This window comes from Paraburkholderia sp. HC6.4b, from assembly GCF_014200875.1.
In the GTDB taxonomy this organism is placed as follows: Bacteria; Pseudomonadota; Gammaproteobacteria; order Burkholderiales; family Burkholderiaceae; genus Paraburkholderia; species Paraburkholderia tuberum.
Map to the genome: position 1 here is coordinate 207,958 of NZ_JACHDC010000008.1, position 19,170 is coordinate 227,127.

General features: G+C 65.7%; 18 protein-coding genes. 5 read left to right on the forward strand and 13 right to left on the reverse strand.

The window, feature by feature from the left end:
* Window positions 1-253 precede the first annotated feature (253 nt).
* Window positions 254-1,858 carry an efflux transporter outer membrane subunit gene (locus HDG34_RS14630; protein WP_184060976.1) on the forward strand — a complete coding sequence of 535 codons (1,605 nt, stop codon included), beginning with the start codon at window positions 254-256 and terminating at the stop codon, window positions 1,856-1,858.
* Between the two features lie 138 nt (window positions 1,859-1,996).
* Here the strand turns inward: HDG34_RS14630 and HDG34_RS14635 are convergent, their stop codons facing one another.
* The 8 genes from HDG34_RS14635 to gspG form a co-directional block, all read right to left on the reverse strand.
* Window positions 1,997-2,776, reverse strand: coding sequence for a type II secretion system protein N (locus tag HDG34_RS14635; RefSeq protein ID WP_184060977.1), 780 nt, complete (start codon window positions 2,774-2,776; stop codon window positions 1,997-1,999).
* Window positions 2,777-2,804: 28 nt separating this feature from the next.
* The gene (locus HDG34_RS14640) at window positions 2,805-3,308 is read right to left on the reverse strand and encodes a type II secretion system protein M (RefSeq protein ID WP_090802323.1); all 504 of its coding nucleotides are present in this window, start codon (window positions 3,306-3,308) and stop codon (window positions 2,805-2,807) included.
* Entirely contained in the window at window positions 3,305-4,714 is a 1,410-nt protein-coding gene (gene gspL, locus HDG34_RS14645; RefSeq protein WP_184060978.1) for a type II secretion system protein GspL, read from the reverse strand. The genes HDG34_RS14640 and gspL overlap by 4 nt, the downstream gene beginning before the upstream one ends.
* A gap of 28 nt (window positions 4,715-4,742) precedes the next feature.
* Window positions 4,743-5,855, reverse strand: coding sequence for a type II secretion system minor pseudopilin GspK (gene gspK / locus HDG34_RS14650; RefSeq protein ID WP_184060979.1), 1,113 nt, complete (start codon window positions 5,853-5,855; stop codon window positions 4,743-4,745).
* Window position 5,856: 1 nt separating this feature from the next.
* The gene (locus tag HDG34_RS14655; RefSeq protein WP_184060980.1) at window positions 5,857-6,531 is read right to left on the reverse strand and encodes a type II secretion system protein J; all 675 of its coding nucleotides are present in this window, start codon (window positions 6,529-6,531) and stop codon (window positions 5,857-5,859) included.
* Window positions 6,509-6,901 carry a type II secretion system minor pseudopilin GspI gene (gspI, locus tag HDG34_RS14660; RefSeq protein ID WP_090805517.1) on the reverse strand — a complete coding sequence of 131 codons (393 nt, stop codon included), beginning with the start codon at window positions 6,899-6,901 and terminating at the stop codon, window positions 6,509-6,511. Before gspI ends, HDG34_RS14655 begins: the two co-directional genes overlap by 23 nt.
* 52 nt (window positions 6,902-6,953) lie before the next feature.
* Window positions 6,954-7,481, reverse strand: coding sequence for a GspH/FimT family pseudopilin (locus tag HDG34_RS14665; protein WP_409259081.1), 528 nt, complete (start codon window positions 7,479-7,481; stop codon window positions 6,954-6,956).
* A gap of 189 nt (window positions 7,482-7,670) precedes the next feature.
* A complete protein-coding gene (gene gspG, locus HDG34_RS14670; RefSeq protein ID WP_184060982.1) occupies window positions 7,671-8,135 on the reverse strand; it encodes a type II secretion system major pseudopilin GspG in 465 nt (154 codons plus the stop codon).
* A gap of 135 nt (window positions 8,136-8,270) precedes the next feature.
* On the opposite strand from gspG, the gene HDG34_RS14675 reads away from it, so the two are divergent.
* Complete coding sequence (locus HDG34_RS14675) at window positions 8,271-8,684, forward strand: type II secretion system protein N (RefSeq protein WP_184060983.1); 414 nt, start codon at window positions 8,271-8,273, stop codon at window positions 8,682-8,684.
* Window positions 8,685-8,760: 76 nt separating this feature from the next.
* Here the strand turns inward: HDG34_RS14675 and gspF are convergent, their stop codons facing one another.
* From gspF to gspD, 3 genes are read right to left on the reverse strand one after another with little or no spacing between them, the layout of a single operon-like run.
* Entirely contained in the window at window positions 8,761-9,978 is a 1,218-nt protein-coding gene (gspF, locus tag HDG34_RS14680) for a type II secretion system inner membrane protein GspF (protein WP_090802334.1), read from the reverse strand.
* A gap of 4 nt (window positions 9,979-9,982) precedes the next feature.
* Window positions 9,983-11,503, reverse strand: a complete 1,521-nt coding sequence (gspE, locus tag HDG34_RS14685; protein WP_409259361.1) for a type II secretion system ATPase GspE — start codon at window positions 11,501-11,503, stop codon at window positions 9,983-9,985.
* Window positions 11,500-13,890, reverse strand: a complete 2,391-nt coding sequence (gspD, locus tag HDG34_RS14690; RefSeq protein ID WP_184060984.1) for a type II secretion system secretin GspD — start codon at window positions 13,888-13,890, stop codon at window positions 11,500-11,502. The genes gspE and gspD overlap by 4 nt, the downstream gene beginning before the upstream one ends.
* Before the next feature lie 496 nt (window positions 13,891-14,386).
* Here gspD and HDG34_RS14695 point away from each other — a divergent pair, with 496 nt between their 5' ends.
* Both HDG34_RS14695 and HDG34_RS14700 read left to right on the forward strand, forming a co-directional pair.
* A complete protein-coding gene (locus HDG34_RS14695) occupies window positions 14,387-14,830 on the forward strand; it encodes a lytic transglycosylase domain-containing protein (protein ID WP_184060985.1) in 444 nt (147 codons plus the stop codon).
* 145 nt (window positions 14,831-14,975) lie between these two features.
* Window positions 14,976-16,274: a GTP-binding protein gene (locus HDG34_RS14700; protein WP_184060986.1), complete on the forward strand. Its 1,299-nt coding sequence runs from the start codon at window positions 14,976-14,978 to the stop codon at window positions 16,272-16,274.
* Between the two features lie 147 nt (window positions 16,275-16,421).
* On the opposite strand, the gene HDG34_RS14705 is transcribed toward HDG34_RS14700, so the two are convergent.
* Window positions 16,422-16,700: an HU family DNA-binding protein gene (locus HDG34_RS14705; protein WP_018418891.1), complete on the reverse strand. Its 279-nt coding sequence runs from the start codon at window positions 16,698-16,700 to the stop codon at window positions 16,422-16,424.
* A 17-nt stretch (window positions 16,701-16,717) separates the two neighbouring features.
* Complete coding sequence (locus HDG34_RS14710; RefSeq protein ID WP_090802341.1) at window positions 16,718-16,915, reverse strand: hypothetical protein; 198 nt, start codon at window positions 16,913-16,915, stop codon at window positions 16,718-16,720.
* Window positions 16,916-17,145: 230 nt separating this feature from the next.
* Here HDG34_RS14710 and mnmC point away from each other — a divergent pair, with 230 nt between their 5' ends.
* On the forward strand, window positions 17,146-19,113 hold the full coding sequence (mnmC, locus tag HDG34_RS14715) for a bifunctional tRNA (5-methylaminomethyl-2-thiouridine)(34)-methyltransferase MnmD/FAD-dependent 5-carboxymethylaminomethyl-2-thiouridine(34) oxidoreductase MnmC (RefSeq protein ID WP_184060987.1): 1,968 nt from the start codon (window positions 17,146-17,148) through the stop codon (window positions 19,111-19,113).
* Window positions 19,114-19,170: the final 57 nt, after the last annotated feature.

A 19,170-nucleotide genomic window follows, 5' to 3' on the forward strand; every position in this document is an offset into this window, starting at 1 on the left:
TCGGCACACAGTTTCGCTTCGTCTCGCCGTCTGAACCACCGCGAACCCGCAGCCCCTCGCGCCGCCGGTAACAACGCGTAACCAGCGCGTCACCGCAAGTAACACACCTGCGCACCGCCTCGCATTAACCTTTCGGCTTTCAGTTTCCCGCGCTCGCGCGGGCTCATACGCTAACATTCCGGCAGACCACGATCTCGCCCGGCCGGTGGCGCCATTCCCGGCCGCATTGCGGCGTCCAGAAGGAATTCATTGCATGCAGTCTGATCGAATGTCGCGGGCGCTTGCGCCGCGCGTCCTGTCCCTTGCCGTGAGCGCGGCCTGCGCGACGCTCCTGGCCGCCTGCGCGGTCGGTCCGAACTATCAGCGGCCGGCCACCGAGATCCCCGCGTCGTTCAAGGAAGCCGCGCCCGGCTGGAAAGTCGCCGAACCCGCCGATCAACACGACCGCGGCGACTGGTGGGCGATCTACGAAGACCCGAAGCTCAACGAACTCGAAGCCAAGCTCAACACCGCGAACCAGACCATCGCGCAATTCGCCGCGAGCTACCGGCAGGCGCGCGCGCTCGTCGGCGAAGCGCGGGCAGCGTACTTCCCGACGATCGGTGCGTCGGCGGGCGCGACGCGCTCGGGCAACGGCACGCAAACCAGTGGCAATGCGACTACGGCGACCAGTCGCGAGGGCATCACCAACAGCTTCAACGTGCAGATGACGGCGAGCTGGGAGCCCGACCTGTGGGGCTCGGTCACGCGCTCGGTCAACGCGCAGAAAGCCGGCCAGCAGGGCGCGGCCGCCGACCTCGCGAACGCGCGCCTGTCCGCCCAGGCCACGCTCGCGCAGACCTACTTCCTGCTGCGCGCGCTCGACTCCACGCAGAAGCTGCTCGACGACACCGTGATCGCCTATCAGCGCTCGCTGCAACTCACGCAGAATCAGTACGCGGCCGGCGTCGCCGCGCGCTCGGACGTGATCCAGGCGCAAACGCAGCTGCAATCGGCGCAGGCCGCCGCGATCGACAACGGCATCCAGCGCGCGCAGGACGAGCACGCGATCGCGGTGCTGGTCGGCGTGCCCGCGTCGATGTTCTCCCTGCCGCCGATGCCGCTCACCGCGACGCCGCCCGCCGTGCCTGCGCAGATGCCCTCCGCGCTGCTCGAACGCAGGCCGGATATCGCATCGGCGGAACGCAAGGCCGCGGCGGCGAACGAGCAGATCGGCGTGGCGATCGCCGCCTTCTTCCCGTCGCTGACGCTGTCGGCGACCGGCGGCTTCGAGAACTCGGTGTTCTCGCAATTGTTGACGTTGCCGTCGCGCTTCTGGACGCTCGGCCCGCAACTGGCCGGGACGATCTTCGACGCTGGCCTGCGCAAAGCGCAAACCGAGGCCGCGCGTGCCACCTATGACGCGGATGTCGCGACCTATCGGCAGACGGTGCTCGCCGCGTTCCAGGACGTCGAGGACAACCTCGCGTCGCTGCGCATCCTCGAACAGGAAATCGTCGTGCAGCGGCAGGCGGTCGACTCGGCGCGCCAGGCGCTCGCCATCGTGACGAACGAGTACAAGGCGGGCACGGTCGGCTTCGTCAATGTGCTGACCGCGCAGACCACGGCTTTCACGGCCGAACAGAAACTCGAGAATATCGCCGGGCAGCGGATGGTGTCGTCGGTGGGGCTCGTGAAGGCGCTCGGCGGCGGCTGGGACGCGTCGCAGATGAATCGCGAGACCGGCGATGTCACGGCGCCCGCGCCGCTGCCGGCATCGGCGCCGAGGGCTGCGGCCACGTCAGTCGGCGCGCCGTCCATCGCACAGAGCACCGCGTCGGGCACAGACGCGCCGCAAGCGCGGGTGCAGAGCAAATAATGTCCGCTGCGCTCGCCGCGCAGCAACGCCACAAAACAGAAGAGGCATGGTCGCAACTCGCGGCCATGCCTCTTTTTTCATCGCGCCACGCGCGCGAAACATGCGCCTCGGCACACATCAGCGCACGTCAGCCCCAACTCAGTGCACGAACGTCAGCGCCACCGTATCCGGCCCGCTAGGCCGGCCAAGCAGATTCAGCAGGCCGGCGAGGTTATCGTGCTGTTCCGGCGCGGCGCTCGCCGTGCCATGAAACGACGTCGATGCGGCCGACACCGTGCCGCTGCCGGTCAGCGTCAACGGACCCTTGATCGTGCTCAGATCGAGCGCCGACGACGTGCCCTGCGCCTGAAACCTGACCCGGTACGACCCGAGCGGCTTCACGAGCGACACCCGGGAGCTGACGTCGTCGAGCATCATCGTCAGCTGGCCGAACGCTTCGCCGTTGAAACTGCGCCACTCGGACCACGACAGCTGCACGTTGCCCTGCAGATCGAGCGTGTTGAATGGCGCGCCAAGCCCCGCGAGCAGCGACGCCGGCACCGCGAGCACGCCCGGCGTGACGGTTGCGCCGCGCGGCGTCGCTTCGACCGTGACCGGGTCGGGCATCGCCTCGCTATGGCGCATGACCATGCGCACGCGTCCGGTGAAAAGCGGCCAGAACGCCGTGCGCCATTCGATCCGACCAGGCAGCAGCGTCGCCGCGCTCATATCGGCGCCGGCGGCCAGCATCAGGGTCGCCGAGCCGTGCCACAACGAGCCCTCGGCGTCGACGAGATTGACGTGCCCGTGCGTTTGCCGCGCGAACTGCGGCGTAATCCAGGCGGCCGGCAGTAACGCGAGCGTCACCGCCGCCACCGACAAAACGGCGACCACCAGCCACGGCAGCGCCGCACGCAGGCGCCACATCCAGTAATTCATGCGAGATCCTGTAGCGAGCGGCGCGTTGTTATTTCGCGGTCGACGGTTGCAGCGCGACCGTCAGATCGACCTGGCCGTCGTCTTTCAACGCGGTGATGTGCGCCTCGGAAACCTGCACCTTGAACTGCTTGCGCACGTCATCGACCCACGCGGTCCAGGCCGGAAACGCCACGTTTTTCATTTGCACCTGCACCGCGTTGCCGACGAACTGCACCTGCGTCGCGGCGAGGCCATGTTCGCCGAGCGATGCGGAAAGCGCGTCCTTCAGCGCCGCGCCGGTCGGCGCGACACCTTGCGCGGCCGCCGACAGCGAGCGCGCCTCGTTCGACTGCGCGGTCATCTGCGCAAGCTGCCGCTGCAGGCTGGGCAGCGATTCACGCAGGTGCGCGCGGCCTTCCTGCGCGGGCGCCCACAGCACCGACCACGCAATCGCCACGGCGAGCGCGGCGCCGCCCCACGTCAGCAGCGCCTTTTCGCGATCGGTGCGCTGGTCCCAGAAGCCAGCCCATGTTTGAGCGAGTTCAGCTTTCATTGTCCGTTCCTGATGGTCCACTTGCCGGTACTGCTGTCGATCGCGCCGGTAAGGCCGTTGCGCGCGAGGCGCTTGGCGAAGTCGGGGTCGACCTTGATCGCGGGTTTGAAGGTCACGTCGAGGCGGTGCTCGTGATAGTCGAGCGCGGCAATGCCGTTGACCGGCAGCGGCGACAGCGAGCGCGCGAGGCCGTCGGCGAGCGACAGGAAATCCTCCGGCGACAGCTCGCCCGCCGCCACGCGCAGCTGTTGCACCTGACGCGCCATCTGATCGGGCGCGTCGAGTACGACAGTCGTCTTCGGGAACGTATTGAGCAGCAGCTCCGTCATCTGCGTGTTGATCGCGTCACGCTGACGCGCAAGCATCAGCCACTGCACGTTCGCGCCGATGATCGCGACGACGAGCGCGGCGAGCGCGAGCACGATCGGCAGACGCAGACGCCGCAGCGTCGCGCGATCGAGGCGCCACGGCTGCGACGCGAATTCGAACTGGCACAGGTCGAAGCGGCATTCGAGCGCGCGTCGCGCGAGCTGCTCGAACGGCAGCGGACTCGCGCCGTGAATATGCGAGGCGAGCCGCGCGGGACTCGTCGTGGATTGGTTCGGCTCGTTGCCGGGCACCTCGGTCAGCATGTACAGCGACACCGGCGCCGCACCCGCTAGCGCGGACAGCGTCGCGTTCACCGCATCGGCCGGCGCCGCGAAACCCTCGCCCTGGACACCGCGTGCAATCGCCAGTTCGACGCGCGGCACGCCGCTGTCGAGCGCGCCTTCGACGAGCAGCGCGGGTGCGGTCTGCACGACCGCACCGAGCACCGCGGCCACCATCGGCACGATGGACGGCGCTTCGGGCGCGACCACCGGCGCGATGCCCGGTAGCGACGTCGCGACGCTCGCCGCGCCAGCCATCACCGGCTCGCGCACTTCGGCTGTTTCATCGTCGTTCGCGGCAACTTCGGTCACCGGCGCCAGCGGCAGGCAACGCGTGACCGGCACCGCGCGCAGACTGCGATGACCGGCCGTCGTGAACGCCTCACAGATGAAACGGAACCAGCCGCGATCAATGATCGCGAGCAGGTGCCGACCTTCACCAAGCCCCTGCGGATCGACCGCGATATGGCAGGTCTGCGGGTCCTGGATCAGTTGATCCTCGACGATATTGGGCAGCGCCTGGCGCAGCTTCGGGCCACGCAGCGGCGGCAGCGTCGCGGGCATCAGCAGCAGGTCGCGCGCGGCGAGCATCAGCACCGTCGTGCCGGCGCGCGGCAGCAGCGCGAGCGCCGAGCGGCCGGCGCGCTGCGTGCGCCCCGTCTTGTCGAGCAGCACGAACGGCAGCTCGGGCACTTGCCATTCCTGCGAGGGCACCGCCGGATCACGCGGTGGCAATAGGACGATCAGCGTGCTCAAAGGCCACTCTCTCTATGGATTGCGTTGTTCACAGTTGGTCTTGTACCCGCACGATACGCGTGGTGTGAGTCAGTGGATCGCGATAGACGAGCGTCGTGCGATCCACTTCGGCGCGCTCGTGCTGCACACTGCCGTGGACTAAAAAGTAGCTCGAGTTGACGTCGAACTGATTCGGATCGATCGACACCGATTGCACACCGGCGGCGGTCAGCGCGAGCTGCACGTCGCCGACGTTGCGGAAAAACACGGTCTGGCGCCGCGCGACGAGTGCTTGCGCTTGCGACACGGTCATGCCCGGCACCACTGCCGCGATCACTTCGGCCGACGCGGTGTTCATGTTGATCGCGGTGGTCGTAGGCAGCACGGTGACGAACGGCCGCAGCTTCGCGACGATCTCCGGCGTGTAGCCCGGAATGTCGAGCAGCGAATCGACGCCCGTCATCAGCAGCGGCGCGACCGCCACGTTGTCGTCGCCGTCCTCGATGCCGGGCTGGTTCGTGAAGTTGCCGCCCGTCATACCGCCGCCGCCCACCTGCGGCGTGCTGCTGATGGACGTGCCGGTCTGAAAGCGCGTCGCCGACTGCGACAGCCCCGCGCGCACGTGCAGCGCGGTCACTTTGGCGAGCTGCCCGCTCAGGCCGAGCGACACCAGCAGGCGCTGATACGCGGCCATCTGCTCGGCGCTGATTTGCGTCACGCCGGGCGCCGGACTTGCGACCAGATTGCGCAGATTGAATCGGGACTGCGCGTCCTCGATCGAGCCCGACAGGTAGGTGGCCGCGCCTTGCTCAGCGCGTACCTCGCCAATCTGGCCGAGAAAATCCGACAGCCGGGTTTTCGCGATCGGCACGCCCCACAAGCCGCCCAGATACGTGATGCCAGCCGACGTATCGCCTTCGGAGCGCAGAATCAGCCGGGTCCAGTCGAGCGCGCCGCGCGCGACCCATTGCGCCTGCGACAACAGCCGCTGATTCTCGATGCGCCGGATTTGCACCTGCTGGCGCCACAACATGCCGGACACGAGGATCGCCGACAGGGCGACGACGAGCAGCGCGCTGATGATGGCCACACCGCGCTCGCGCGCGCCGGCCACGCGCGAACCGGATGCCGACTTTTTCGACGACGACGAGGAGAACGTCATGTCATTCTCCGACCAGAAAAACGCGCGTGACCGGCCGCGCGAGCGATGTTGCGCCAATGCTGACCTCGAGCCCCGTCACCGAGCGCGGCATCGGCGCGTTGCCGAGCTGCGGCACCTTCAGGTTGTTGACGGCTTCGGTCATCGCGGTCTGTACGTCGTTCATCCGTATGGTCCAGCCGAGCTTCGGCACGTACATGCGCGCCGAGATCGAGCCGACGCCACCCATCAGCGGCACCGCGCTCCAGCCTTCGTCGCTGCCGTGCAACGCGCGCCGCAATTCGCCGACGTTGCCGAGCGGCGGCGACGCGTAGCGCACCACGCGGCCGTTCGAGATCTGATAGCGCACCACCTGCAGACGCGGCGCGGTGGCCGGCAGCACCATGTGCCGCACGATCTGCAGCGCGTTGCCGGACACCGAGACCGCGGCCTGGCCTGATTCGTCGTCGCTGGCGGCCTGGCGTGCGTCGATGCGCATCTGGTCGAACAGCTGCGCGAACACGCGTTCGTCTTCCATCGCGTTCGTGATCGTCGTGCGGCCACGGATGATCTGATCGAGCCCGCGCCATGACAGCACGGCGATCACCGCGAGGATCGCGATCGCGACCAGCAGTTCGATCAGCGTGAAGCCGTGCGCGCCATAACGGCGGCGGCGCTCACAGCGAGCGGTTGTTTTCATTCGCGACCACCGTGACCATCTGCGCGAGATTGCCGGACTGCCCAGGCATCGTCACCATCACTTCGACACGGCGAAACACCGGATTCGGCGTCGCCGTCACATGCTCGGTACAGCGCAGTTGCAGATTGCCTTGCGAGCAATCGAAGCTCGTTGAGCCGATGTTGGGCCATGCATGCTTCAGATGAAGGTCCGCGAGCGCGTTGTCCGCGCTCCAGCCGGCGAGCAGACGCCGGTGCAGCTCGGCTTCGCCGCTCGCGAGACTGCCGACCGCGCGCAGCGACGCGGCAAGCGCGACCGCGATGATGGCGAGCGCGACCAGCACCTCGATCATCGTGAAGCCACGCTCCTCGCGGCACCCGACATCGCGCATCATGAAGAGGGAAGGGGCACGGACCGACCTGCCACAGCGAAGCATCCGCATCTCAGCGCACCTCGTAGCGGCCATTGCCGGTACCGACGATCGTCGCCTGGCCGGCCGCCGAAAACAGCGTGACCTGCACCGGCACGTCGATCGCCTCGGTACCGAACACGATGCGATCGGCGTGCGAATCCGAGCCCGGGTAACTGATCGCGACACTGGTCACACCGCCTTCCCACTGACGCGGTCCGAGCAGATCGTCGCGCAGCGGACGCCAGCCGTCCTGGGTGCGCTGATCGAAACGGAAGCCGCCCTCGAACGGCTGCCACGCGATCGGCCGCGCGCGCACCTGCGCTTCATCGCCAGCCGATTCGAACAGCAGCGCGAGACGCTGCGCTTCCTCGTTCAGATCGGTGCGCGGATTGCGGGTCATCGTGACCGCGGTCAGCGACACGAGCAGGCCCGCGATCACGAGCACGACCATCATTTCGAGCAGCGTGAAGCCTGCCGCGCGGCGGCGGCGCAGGCGGGAGCGCGGCCGCGAAGCCGTACACGGAGTGTCCACACGGGACTTGCAAGCGGACGTGCGCATAGTGCCGGGCATCGACGATCAACGGAAATTCATACAGCAATGCATCGGTGAAGCACGCACGCTTGCACGCGCCGCGAACATAACGGCGTGGCGGGCAGGGCGCCTCGCGAAACAAGCGGCCGAACCGGTGGCAAGGAGGGCGCGTGCATGAACATCATCGAGTCTGCCGGGATGCCAGGTTCAGCCTGTTCATTGCCAGGACCCGACGTCGGAGTCGTTGCCCTCGCCGCCCGGCTTGCCATCGGCGCCGTAGCTGAACACATCGACCTCGCCGTGCACGCCGGGATTCAGGTACTGGTACGCATTGCCCCACGGATCGTTCGGCAGACGCTCGAGATAGCCGCCTTCCTTCCAGTTGTTCGGCACCGGGTCGGTGGACGGCTTTTCGATCAGTGCGTGCAGGCCTTGCTCCTGGGTCGGATAGCGGCCGTTGTCGAGGCGATAGAGCTTCAACGCCTGCATCACGGTGCCGATGTCCTGCTTCGCGGCAACGCGCCGCGCTTCGTCCGGACGGCTCATGATCTTCGGCACGATCAGCGCGGCGAGAATGCCGAGAATGGCGATCACGACCATGATTTCGATCAGCGTGAAACCGCGTTGACGACGGCCGCGCGAACCCGCGTTGTCAGCGCGGCGAATGGTCGACAGTTGCATAGGTTGCTACCTCTTTTCAGGTGAAATTTTTGGCCCGGCCTATCAGATTGAACACGCCGGGCCGTCATTTTAATGTCATGCAGTTGAAGGGCTTCAACCCACCGCAATTTTCACAATAGTCCGTACAATGTGCGCATGAACGCCATCCAAATTCGCCTCCTGTCGCTCGCGCTGTTCGCCGCTTTCTGCGCGACGCTGACCTACTGGGTCATCACGCTCATCACGTTGTCCGGCGCGCCGTTGCCGGCTGCGGCGGCGCATGCGCAGGTCTCGACCGATCAGGCCGCGACGCTGTTCGGCGGACAGCTCACGCGCAACGTCAATCAGGACATCCATCTCTTCGGCATCCTCGCGTTGAGCAAAGGCGCCGCGGCGATCGTCAGCGTCGGTGGCGAGCCGCCGCGCGCGGTATCGCTCGGCAGCACGCTGATGCAAGGCACCAGGCTCTCCGAAGTCCGCGCCCGCTCGATCATCATCGACCGCAATGGCGCCCACTCGGAAATCTTCCTCCCCGCCTACTCCAGCGGTCCCACCATTTACGTGCGCTGAAACCCGAAGCGGTTGCGCGGCTGATACCGCATGCCGCGCAAATCCTTTCTCTTCCTTCCTCGCGCTACGACGACTACTACTGCACGAGGTTGTTCAGTTCGATGATCGGCAGCATCACCGCGAGCACGATCACCAGCACCACGCCCCCCATCGCCAGGATCAGCAGCGGCTCCAGCAGGCTCGTCAGGAACATCGTGCGACGCTCCAGCTCGCCCGCTTCGCCATCGGCCGCGCGATCGAGCATCGTCGTCACGTCGCCGGTCGCTTCGCCCGAGCGGATCAGGTGCACGAGCACCGGCGGAAACGTCTTCGTGTTGCCGAGCGCGCGCGACAGCGACGTACCTTCGCGCACTCGCACGATCGCGTCGTCGATGTTCTCGCGCATCGCATTGTTGCTGAGCGTTTCGGCCGCGGCTTGCAGCGCGCGCAGAATCGGCACGCCCGCCGCGGTCAGAATGCCGAGCGTGCTGGCGAAGCGGACCGTGTTATAGCCGCGCACGAGCTTGCCGATCAGCGGCGCGGTCAGCAGCCAGCGGTCGAAGGCGAGCCGTGGGCCCGGTTGCCTGAGGGTCGCGCGCACCAGATAGACGACCACGATCGCGCCGATCAGCATCGCCCACCACCAGTGCCGCACGAAGCCGGACAGCGCCATCATCACGATCGTCAGAAACGGCAGTTGCTGCTTGGTGCTCGCGAACACGTTGACGACCTGCGGCACCACATAGCTGAGCAGGAACGTGACGATGCCGAACGCGATGATCGTGACGATCGTCGGATACGTGAACGCCAGCACGATCTTCTGCTTCAGTGCATTGCGCTGCTCGATGTAGTCGGCGAGCCGCGACAGCACCAGGCCGAGCTTGCCTGTGTGTTCGCCCGCCGCGACGAGCGCCCGGTAGATCTCGGGGAAGTCCTTCGGATGCTGCTGCAGCGCATTCGCGAGCGAATGACCGCCGAGCACTTCGGCGCGAATCGCCGCCATCAGCTCGCGGATGTAGTCGCGCTCCGACTGCTCGGTGAGCACCGCGAGCGCTTCGTCGAGCGGCAGACCCGCGATCAGCAGACTCGCGAGCTGCCGCGTCAGAATGGCCTGCTCGCGCTGCGACAGACGACGCCCGAGCGCAAGCCGCTGATTGCGCTCGCCGCGGGTGCGCGACGCCGCCGGTTCGACGACGAGCGGAGTGAGTCCCTGCGAGCGCAGGTTGGTGCGCGCGCCGCGTGCACTGTCGGCGTCGAGCACGCCTTTTTGTGCCTTGCCCGCCGCGTCGATCGCTTCGAAACGGAATGCCGGCATGCGCTTATGCTCCGCCCGTCACGCGAATCACTTCTTCGAGCGACGTCAGTCCCGATGCGAGCCAGCGCTCCGAATCCTCGCGCAGCGTGCGCATGCCGTGCGCGCGGCCCGCTTCGAGAATTTCGGCGTCCGCCGCGTTGCGGTGGATCAGCGCACGGATCGTCTCATCGATCAGCAGCAGCTCGTAGACGCCGCGCCGTCCCGCGTAACCGGATTGGCCACAACGGTCGCAGCCGACCGGATGCCAGCGCTTGCTGCCGTCCTCTTCGGTGCGCTCTTCGCGGCACACCGGGCACAGCCGCCGTACGAGCCGCTGCGCGAGCACGCCGAGCAGCGACGAAGCGAGCAGATACGGCTCGACGCCCATGTCGGTCAGACGCGTGACCGCGGATGCCGCGTCGTTCGTGTGCAGCGTCGCGAGCACCAGGTGGCCGGTCAGCGACGCCTGCACCGCGATCTGCGCGGTTTCGAGGTCGCGGATTTCACCGATCATGATGATGTCCGGATCCTGACGCAGAATCGAGCGCAGCGCGCGCGCAAAGCTCATGCCGATCCGCTCGTTGACCTGGGTCTGGCCGATGCCTGACAGGTCGTATTCGATCGGGTCTTCCACCGTCATGATGTTGGTGGTCGCCGTCTCCAGTCGCGACATCGACGCATACAGCGTCGTGGTCTTGCCGGAGCCGGTCGGGCCCGTCACGAGCACGATGCCGTGCGGCTTGCCGATCAGCTTGTCGAACTTGCCGAGCGTGTCGGATGCCATGCCCAGCGCTTCGAGATTCAGTCGCGCCGCGTCTTTTTCGAGCAGCCGCAGCACCGCGCGCTCGCCGTGGCCGGTGGGCAGCGTCGATACGCGCACGTCGACCGGACGACCGCCGACGCGCAGCGTAATGCGGCCGTCCTGCGGCAGACGTTTCTCCGCGATGTCGAGCTGCGCCATGATCTTGATCCGCGAGATCAGCGCGCCGTGCAGCGCTTTTTTCGGCCGCACCACGTCGCGCAGCGTGCCGTCGACACGAAAGCGCACCACGGACGCATTCTCGAACGGCTCGATATGAATATCCGATGCCTGTTCGCGCGCCGCTTGCGTGAGCAGCGCGTTGATCATGCGGATGATCGGCGCGTCGTCTTCCGATTCGAGCAGATCCTCGACCTCGGGAATGTCCTGCATCAGACGCGACAGATCGACTTCGCCTTCCACTTCACCGACCACCTGCGCGGCGCTGCCGTCCTGGCGCGCATAGGCCTGGTTGATCGCCTGCGCGAGATCGTCGGCGGGCACGCGCACCACCGATACCGTGCCGTAGTTGCGCGCGATTTCGGCAAGCGCGGCTTCGCTCGTGCGCTCGCTGATCCAGACTTCGAGGCTATCGGCATACTGATGCGCGACCAGGATCTGGCCGCTGCGCGCGAAACCGTACGGCACGAGCCGGGCGGCGAGCGGCGAGGGCGCCGCGCGCTCGCCGGCGGCGGCGCCGTTCAACAGACCTTGCGATGGCGCGGTTTGCGCGGGCGTCTGCGTCACGGACGCGCTCCCGGCGATACCGTGCTCGGCACCACTCCGCTGGCCGGATCGACGACCGCCGGTTGCGGCACGGGTTGCGGCACGGGTTGCGGCACAGGTTGCGTCGTGGGCTGCGCGTTGGCTTGCGGCACGGCCTGCGGCGGTACCTGTTGAGGCACCTGTTGCGGTGCCTGCTGCGGCATCATCTGCTGGCGGCGCATCTGGTTCAGATCGAACAGGTTCAGCGCCGGCACACCGCCCTGGCTCGGGCCGAGCGGCATCGGCGGCACGATCGGATCGTCGCGATCCCTCATGATGTTGTTGTCCGAACGGTACGCACCCTGCACGCCCTGGATGTAGTCGTAGCGGTTCGCCGTGACGGCCTGGGTGGTGTCGCGATCGGCGAGAATGACCGGGCGCAGGAATACCATCAGGTTAGTCTTGTCGCGCGTCTTTTGCTCGGAGCGGAACAGCTGGCCCAGCCACGGAATGTCGCCGAGCAGCGGCACCTTGCTGTTGCTGACCTGGTAGTTGTCCTGCATCAGGCCGCCGAGCACGATGATCTCGCCGTTGTCGCACAGCACGGTCGACTGGATCGAACGCTTCGTGAATTCCGGGCCCGCCGGGTTCGTCGCCGCGTTGTTCGTACCGTTCACGATCGCCGAATCTTCCGTGTAGAGCTGCAGCTTCAGGATGCCGCCGTCGGTAATCTGCGGCTTCACGTGCAGCGTCAGACCGACGTCGACACGGTCGAACGTGTTGAACGCCGCGCTCGTCGTGCCGCTCGTCAGGTTCGAGTACGAACCGGTCTGGATCGGCACGTTGGTACCGACGATAATCTTCGCTTCTTCGTTATCGAGCGTGATCAGGTTCGGCGTGGACAGCACGTTCGCGTCGGCAGTTTGCGACAGCGCCTGCAGCAGCGCGCCGAGACCCTGCACGCCGAAAATGTTGTGGATCCAGCCGACGTTCAGGCCCTGTTGCAAGTTCTGGGCGCCCAGCGCCGTAGCGAGACCGCCGGTCGAGCCGGCAGCGGCCGCGGCTGCCGTCAGGTTGATGATGCTGTTGCCCGAGCCAGTCGACAGGTTGGTACCGGCAAACAGGTTACCGTTCGCGACCTGCCACTGAATCCCGAGGTTGCCGCTCGTATTCGAGTTCAGCTCGACGATCAGCGCCTCGATATACACCTGCGCGCGACGTGCATCGAGCTGGTCGATCACCGCGCGCAAGTTGCGGTACGTCGCTTCGGGCGCCGTGATGATCAGCGAGTTGGTTGCGGGATCGGCCGTGATCATGCCGCCGCCCTGGTCTTCGCTCTTCTCCTTTTCTCCGCCGAGAAAGCCGCCACTATTACTATTCGAGCCCGAGGCGCCGCCGCCCATCGGCGAGTTCATCGAGCTGCCGCCGAGTCCGCCTGACGGCAACGGTGGCGTGCCTGACGTGCCCGTCGAATTGCTGGCGTTCGACAGACCGCCGCCGCCACCACCACTGCTGTTCTGGTTGAACGAGTTCGCCTCGTTCGAGCCGCCCGACGAGCCTTCGCCGCCGCCCTTGCCGAGCATGCTGCGCAGCGTGCGCGCGAGCTTCGTCGCATCCGCGTTGCGCAGCGGCACGACGTGAATGTTGCCCGGCATCGTGGTCGGCACGTCGAGCTGTTTCGCGAGCTCCTTTGCCGCCGCGAGACGTGCGGTGTTCGACGCGCGCATCAGTAGCGAGTTGGTGCGCGGATCCGACGCGATCGACACCTTCAGCGTCGCGTCCGTACTGCCTATCGCGCCCGGATCGAGCATCTTGTTCATCTGCTGCGCGATGTCGATCGCATTCGCATTCTTCAGCGGCACGACCGCCACCGACTGGCCTGCCGCGTTATCGATGCCCGCGATGATCTGCGCGATGCGCCGCACGTTGTCGGCGTAGTCGGTGACGACGATCGTATTGTTGGCGGGGTAGGCCGCGACGGTGTTGTTCGGCGAAATCAGCGGACGCAGTACCGGCAGCAGGTTGTTGGCCGATTCGTTCCTCAGCGTGAAGACCTGCGTGACGACCTGGTCGCCGCGCGCCGTCGGCGCGTTGCCGACGTAGGTCGGCACGCCTTGCAGCTTGGCGTCGGCCTCGGGCACCACTTTCAGCACGCCGTGATCCTGCACGAGCGCGAAGCCCTGCATGCGCAGCGCGGACTGCAGGGTTTTGAGCGCCTGATCCTCGGGTACCGCGTTTTCGGACACGAGGTTCAGTTGCCCCTTCACCCGCGGATCGACGATGATCGTCTTGCCGGTCGCCGCGCCGATCGCCTTGGCGACCTGGTCGATGTCGGCGTTGACGAAGTTGAGTGTCACCTCTGCCTGTGCTGTCTGCGCGGTGATCAGTCCAGCCACCAGCAGCGCCGTTGCCACGCGACGCAAAGCCATACAATTTCTTCTCATGGAATGTGATATCGATGCCGGCAGCCTCTGCCACCGGCGGTCATGCGATGCGGACCTGGCAGCAAACTACCGCCCGGTCGGTCTGTGAGCCGGCCCCAAAAGCGAGTTTCGCTTCGAGCTCCAGCGTCCCGACGTCCGAAAAAAACGAACAGTAACAGCTTTTCATGTCGGATTTGAAACAAAACAAGGGTCCTCATGCGAATCCTTAGGGATCGCAGGGTTGTTATTAAATTGAAAGCTGACCGGCACCGTACACAGACGCCATTACCCGGCTTTGTACGGTCTTATGTCGGTTAGCCAACTTGACGAAGGTCGGACTGCCGGTATGATACGAGCCGTTCGACTCACTGCTATGTGTTTGCTGACGCGGGTTTTCCCCGATGCTCGACAAATGCCCGGCCAGCTTGCCGTTGTGGCTGAAATGCGGCCGGCAAACTGCCTTACCGATTCTTACCTCGGGTTTATCCAGTCCTGTTGACCGATGAAAAGTCCGCTCGTCACCGTCGCCGCCACGCTCGCGCTGCTCGTCGCAGCCGGCTCCGCGCGCGCCGACTGCTTCGACGAAGCGGCGAAGTATCAGAAGGTCAACCCATTGATTTTACGGGCTATCGCGTGGCAGGAGTCGCACAACCGGCCGGATGCGCAGCACAAGAACGCGAACGGCTCGACCGACTACGGTGTGATGCAGATCAATTCGGTGCATCTGCCGGTGCTCGCCCAGTACGGGATCTCGCAGGGCACGCTGATGGAGCCGTGCAAGAACGTTTATATCGCGGCGTGGCATCTGCGCCGCCAGATGAACAAGTACGGCAATACCTGGCAGGCGGTCGGAGCATACCACTCTGAGACGCCGACGTTGCGGGACAAATACGCGCAACAGATCGCCGCGATTCTGCGCAGCTGGAAGTTGATGCCCGCGCGGTAGGCTTCTCCAGCGCTGTCGCTCGCGCAGGCTGCGCCCGTTTTAATGCACAATGCGGCTTCATGCTGCTGTCGCGCCGTCGCAGCGACGCCGACCATTTGGCCCCGCCCCCGGCACGCCTTTCAATCCTCCCGTATTCCGTACCGCGATGAACCAGCCGCTATTGCCCATCACCGTGCTCTCCGGTTTTCTGGGCGCCGGCAAGACCACGCTCCTGAATCACATCCTCGCGAATCGCGCCGGTTTGCGCGTCGCCGCGATCGTCGACGATCTCGCCGCGGTCAATATCGACCCGACGCTCGTGCGCCAGGCGGCCGACCTGTCGAGCGTCGACGAGCAGGTCGTTGAACTCAAGAACGGCTGTATCTGCTGCACGCTGCGCGACGAGCTGCAAAACGAAATCCATCGCCTCGCCGGCGAAAATCGCTTCGACGCGCTCGTGATCGAATCGAGCGGCATCGCCGAGCCGATGTCGAGTGCCGAAACCATTACATTCGAGGGCCACGAAGGCGCGTCGCTCGGCGACGTCGCGCGGCTCGATACGATGGTCACGATCGTCGATGCGTTCAACTTCCTGCGCGATTACGCGTCGGCCGATGCGCTCGCCGAACGCGGCATCACGGTCGACGAAGACGACGACCGTACGATCGTCGAATTGCTGATCGAGCAGATCGAGTTTTGTGACGTGCTCGTCGTGAACAAGATCGATCTCGTCAGCGCCGACGAGCTCGCGCGTTTGCAGCGCATCCTCGCACGCCTGAACCCGCGCGCGGTGCAGCTCGTGAGCCGCTTCGCCGACGTGCCGCTCGAGCAGATCGTGAACACCGGACGCTTCGATTTCGACGAAGCGTCGAATGCGCCGGGCTGGCTCGCGGCACTCGAGCACGAGCACGGCGGTCGACACGGCCACATGCATCGCAGCGAAGCCGACGAATACGGCGTCGGCCATTTCGTCTATCGCGCACGCCGGCCGTTTCATCCGCAGCGGCTGTGGGAGCTGCTGCATCGGGAGTGGAAGGGCGTACTGCGTAGCAAGGGATTCTTCTGGCTCGCGACGCGCAACGATATCGGCGGTTCGCTATCGCAGGCCGGTGGCGCTTGCCGGCACGGTCCGGCGGGCATGTGGTGGGCCGCGCAGGATCGCAGCGAATGGCCGGCAGGCGACGACGAGCTGGCCGCCGAAATCGCCGCCGACTGGTACGGCGCGCCGGACGATACCAGCATCGGCGATCGTCGTCAGGAGTTCGTGCTGATCGGCATGGATATCGACCCTGCCATCTGGCGCGCGAAGTTCGACGCCTGTCTGCTCACCGACGACGAATACGCGCTCGGGCCGCAAGCCTGGCAGCAGTTCCCTGATCCGTTCCCGGCGTGGGAGTTCGACGACCACGATCACGATCATGATGATGATCGCGGCCGTCATCATCACGGGCACGGCGACGACTGAGAACATGGCGGACATGACCACGGCGCGAACGCGCATCGTCATGACTGAACGAAGCACGTCCCGCGCTTGAACCATATGCATGGACGAAAAAAAACCCGCCACTGGCGGGTTTTTCTCGCGGGTGTCAACTGCCCGGCAGGAATCTGCCTAGCGCTTGTTGACCGAGTCCTTGAACGCCTTGCCTGCCGTGAATTTGACGGTCTTGGCAGCCGGGATCTTGATAGTTTCGCCGGTCTTCGGATTACGACCCGTACGCGCTGCGCGCTTGCCCGAACCAAAGCTACCGAAGCCAATCAACTGGACCGCCTCACCCTTCGACACAGACTTCTTGATCACTTCAAGCAACGTGTCCAGCGTTTCACCGGTTTGAGCCTTGCTGGCGCCCGTCTGTCCTGCGACAGCGTCGATCAGTTCCTGTTTGTTCATTAAGGTTCCTTTCTGAGTTAGGTTGATACGAACAGCGCGACCGCGCCGATTATACGTGCGCGCACCGCGCCGTCGAGCAGCTGCGGCCCTGATCCTGACGATCTCCCGCGCCGGACAAAACCCTGTTCGGCGGCCGTGCTGCCGCTCCCTTCGCGGCGCTTGCTATGATAGCGCAGCGCAAACCCAATCAGGATAAGGGTTTCGAGGAATTGCACGGTTTTCGGGCCGTTCTTGCAAGGAAATCGAAATTTTGCCCCTCAGCACCCCCTAAACGAGGGCTGAAACCCAGTCCTGGCGGGGGTTAGCGTTGGTTTTTGCCAACGCAGCAAAGCGTCTAAATGCGTCCTGATGGGTCTTTTACGGCGACTCGCGCGCAGCGCGCGCCGGCTCGAACCATCGAACCCGCTCTTTCGAGCGACCTTTTGAGCGAGTTTTCCCGTCGCGCATGACCGATCCGCTGATCCCCGCCGTCCTCGCTTTCCGCGACAACGGCAGCCCCTTTTCACCACACTACGACGACATCTATCACAGCGCCGTCGGCGCGCTCGAGCAGGCTCACCACGTCTTTCTGCGCGGCAACGAATTGCCCGAAAGATGGCAGAGCCGCCGTACGTTCACCGTGCTCGAAACCGGCTTTGGCATCGGCATCAACTTTCTCGTCACGTGGGCGGCATGGCGCGCCGATCCGGCTCGCTGCGAGCGGCTGCATTTCGTGTCGACCGAAAAGCATCCGTTTAGCGCCGCCGATCTGCGCCGCGTTCACGCAACGACGATCTCCGATCCGCTGATCGCCGGGCTCGCGGACACGCTCGCGAACGCTTGGCCGATGCTCGTGCCCGGCACGCACCGGGTCGAATTCGAAGGCGGCCGCGTCGTGCTGACGTTGATCTTCGCCGATGCGCTCGACAGCCTGCCCACATTGCGGCTGCGTGCCGATGCGTTCTATCTGGATGGCTTTGCGCCCGCGAAAAATCCAGAGCTGTGGAGCCCGGCGATCTTCAAGGCGCTCGCGCGCGTCGCCGGCGATGACGCGACCTTCTCCACCTATAGCAGCGCGGGCGACGTCAAACGCGCTTTGACGCAATGCGGCTTCGAGTATCGCAAGGTCGACGGCTTCGGCTGGAAACGCGCGATGCTGGTCGGTCGCTTCGCGCCGCGCTGGCGTGTGCGCCGTTATGAGCCGCCCGCGCCGTTCTGGCACGACGAACGACACGCGGTCGTGATCGGTGCGGGACTGGCCGGCTGCGCGGTGATCGAGCGGCTTGCGGCGCGCGGCTGGCGCGTGACTTCGCTCGAGCGGCATGCGTCGGTTGCACAAGATGCGTCTGGCAATCCAGCCGGCGTATTCCACCCAATGATTTCGCGCGACGACAGCGTCGCGTCGCGCGTCACGCGGGCGGGCTTTCTGTACGCGCTCAATCGTTGGGCCGCGCTCGAAAGTGCAGGGCATCGGCTCGCGCGCGGCGATCGCGGTCTGCTGCAGATCGCCGCGGACGACGACGAGGCGCGCGCAATCGGCGAGGCCATCGGCGCGTTCCGCTATCCGTCCGACTACGTGACGCCGGTGTGCGCGTCCGATGCCGAGCGACTCGCCGGCGTGCCGCTCGCGCGTGGCGGCTGGTTCTTTCCGCGCGGCGGCTGGATCGATCCGACTTCGCTGTGCACGGCGCAATTCGCATCGGCAGGCGGCTTGCTCGAACGACGCTTCGGTGTCGACGTCGCGCGGCTCGAACGTTCCGGCGATCAGTGGACCGTTTTCGATATCGCGGGAAAGGTAGTCGCGCGAGCGCCGGTCGTGATCGTCGCTGGTGCGCATGAAGCTGCGCGCATCGCTGGCTTGCGTCATGCGCCGACCCGCAGCATTCGTGGTCAGTTGAGCTTGCTGCCGGCGGGTACCGTCGCGCCGCTTGCGCTGCCGGTGATCGGCGAGGGCTACGCCGTGCCGCTCGCGAACGATGTCACGCTGACAGGCGCGACCTATGAACTCGACGAGCCCGACACGTCGCTGCGCGCGGACGGTCATCGCGAGAATATCGAGCGCGTCGCTCAGATGTTGCCGTCGTTCGCAAGCGCACTCGATGCCGCGCCGCTGACCTCGCTCGCCGGACGCGTTGCGTTTCGCTGCGTGAGCTCGGATCGCATGCCGATGATCGGCCAGTTCGCCGACGAAGCCGCTGCCGCCCGCGATGCTGCCCGCCTGCGCGGCGCATGGCCGCTCGATCTGCCGCGCCTCGACGGTCTGTACGGCGCATTCGCTTATGGTTCTCGCGGGCTGGTGTGGGCCGCGCTCGGCGCTGAACTGATCGCCTCGCAGATCGAAGGCGAGCCGTGGCCGCTCGAACGCGATCTCGCGGAAGACATCGACCCTGGGCGTTTTCTGCTGCGGTCCTTGCGACAGGGAACGATCGGTTAACCGGCTTCGACCATTGCGAAGTTATCTCTGCGCCCGGCACGTTAACTCCGCCCGCCC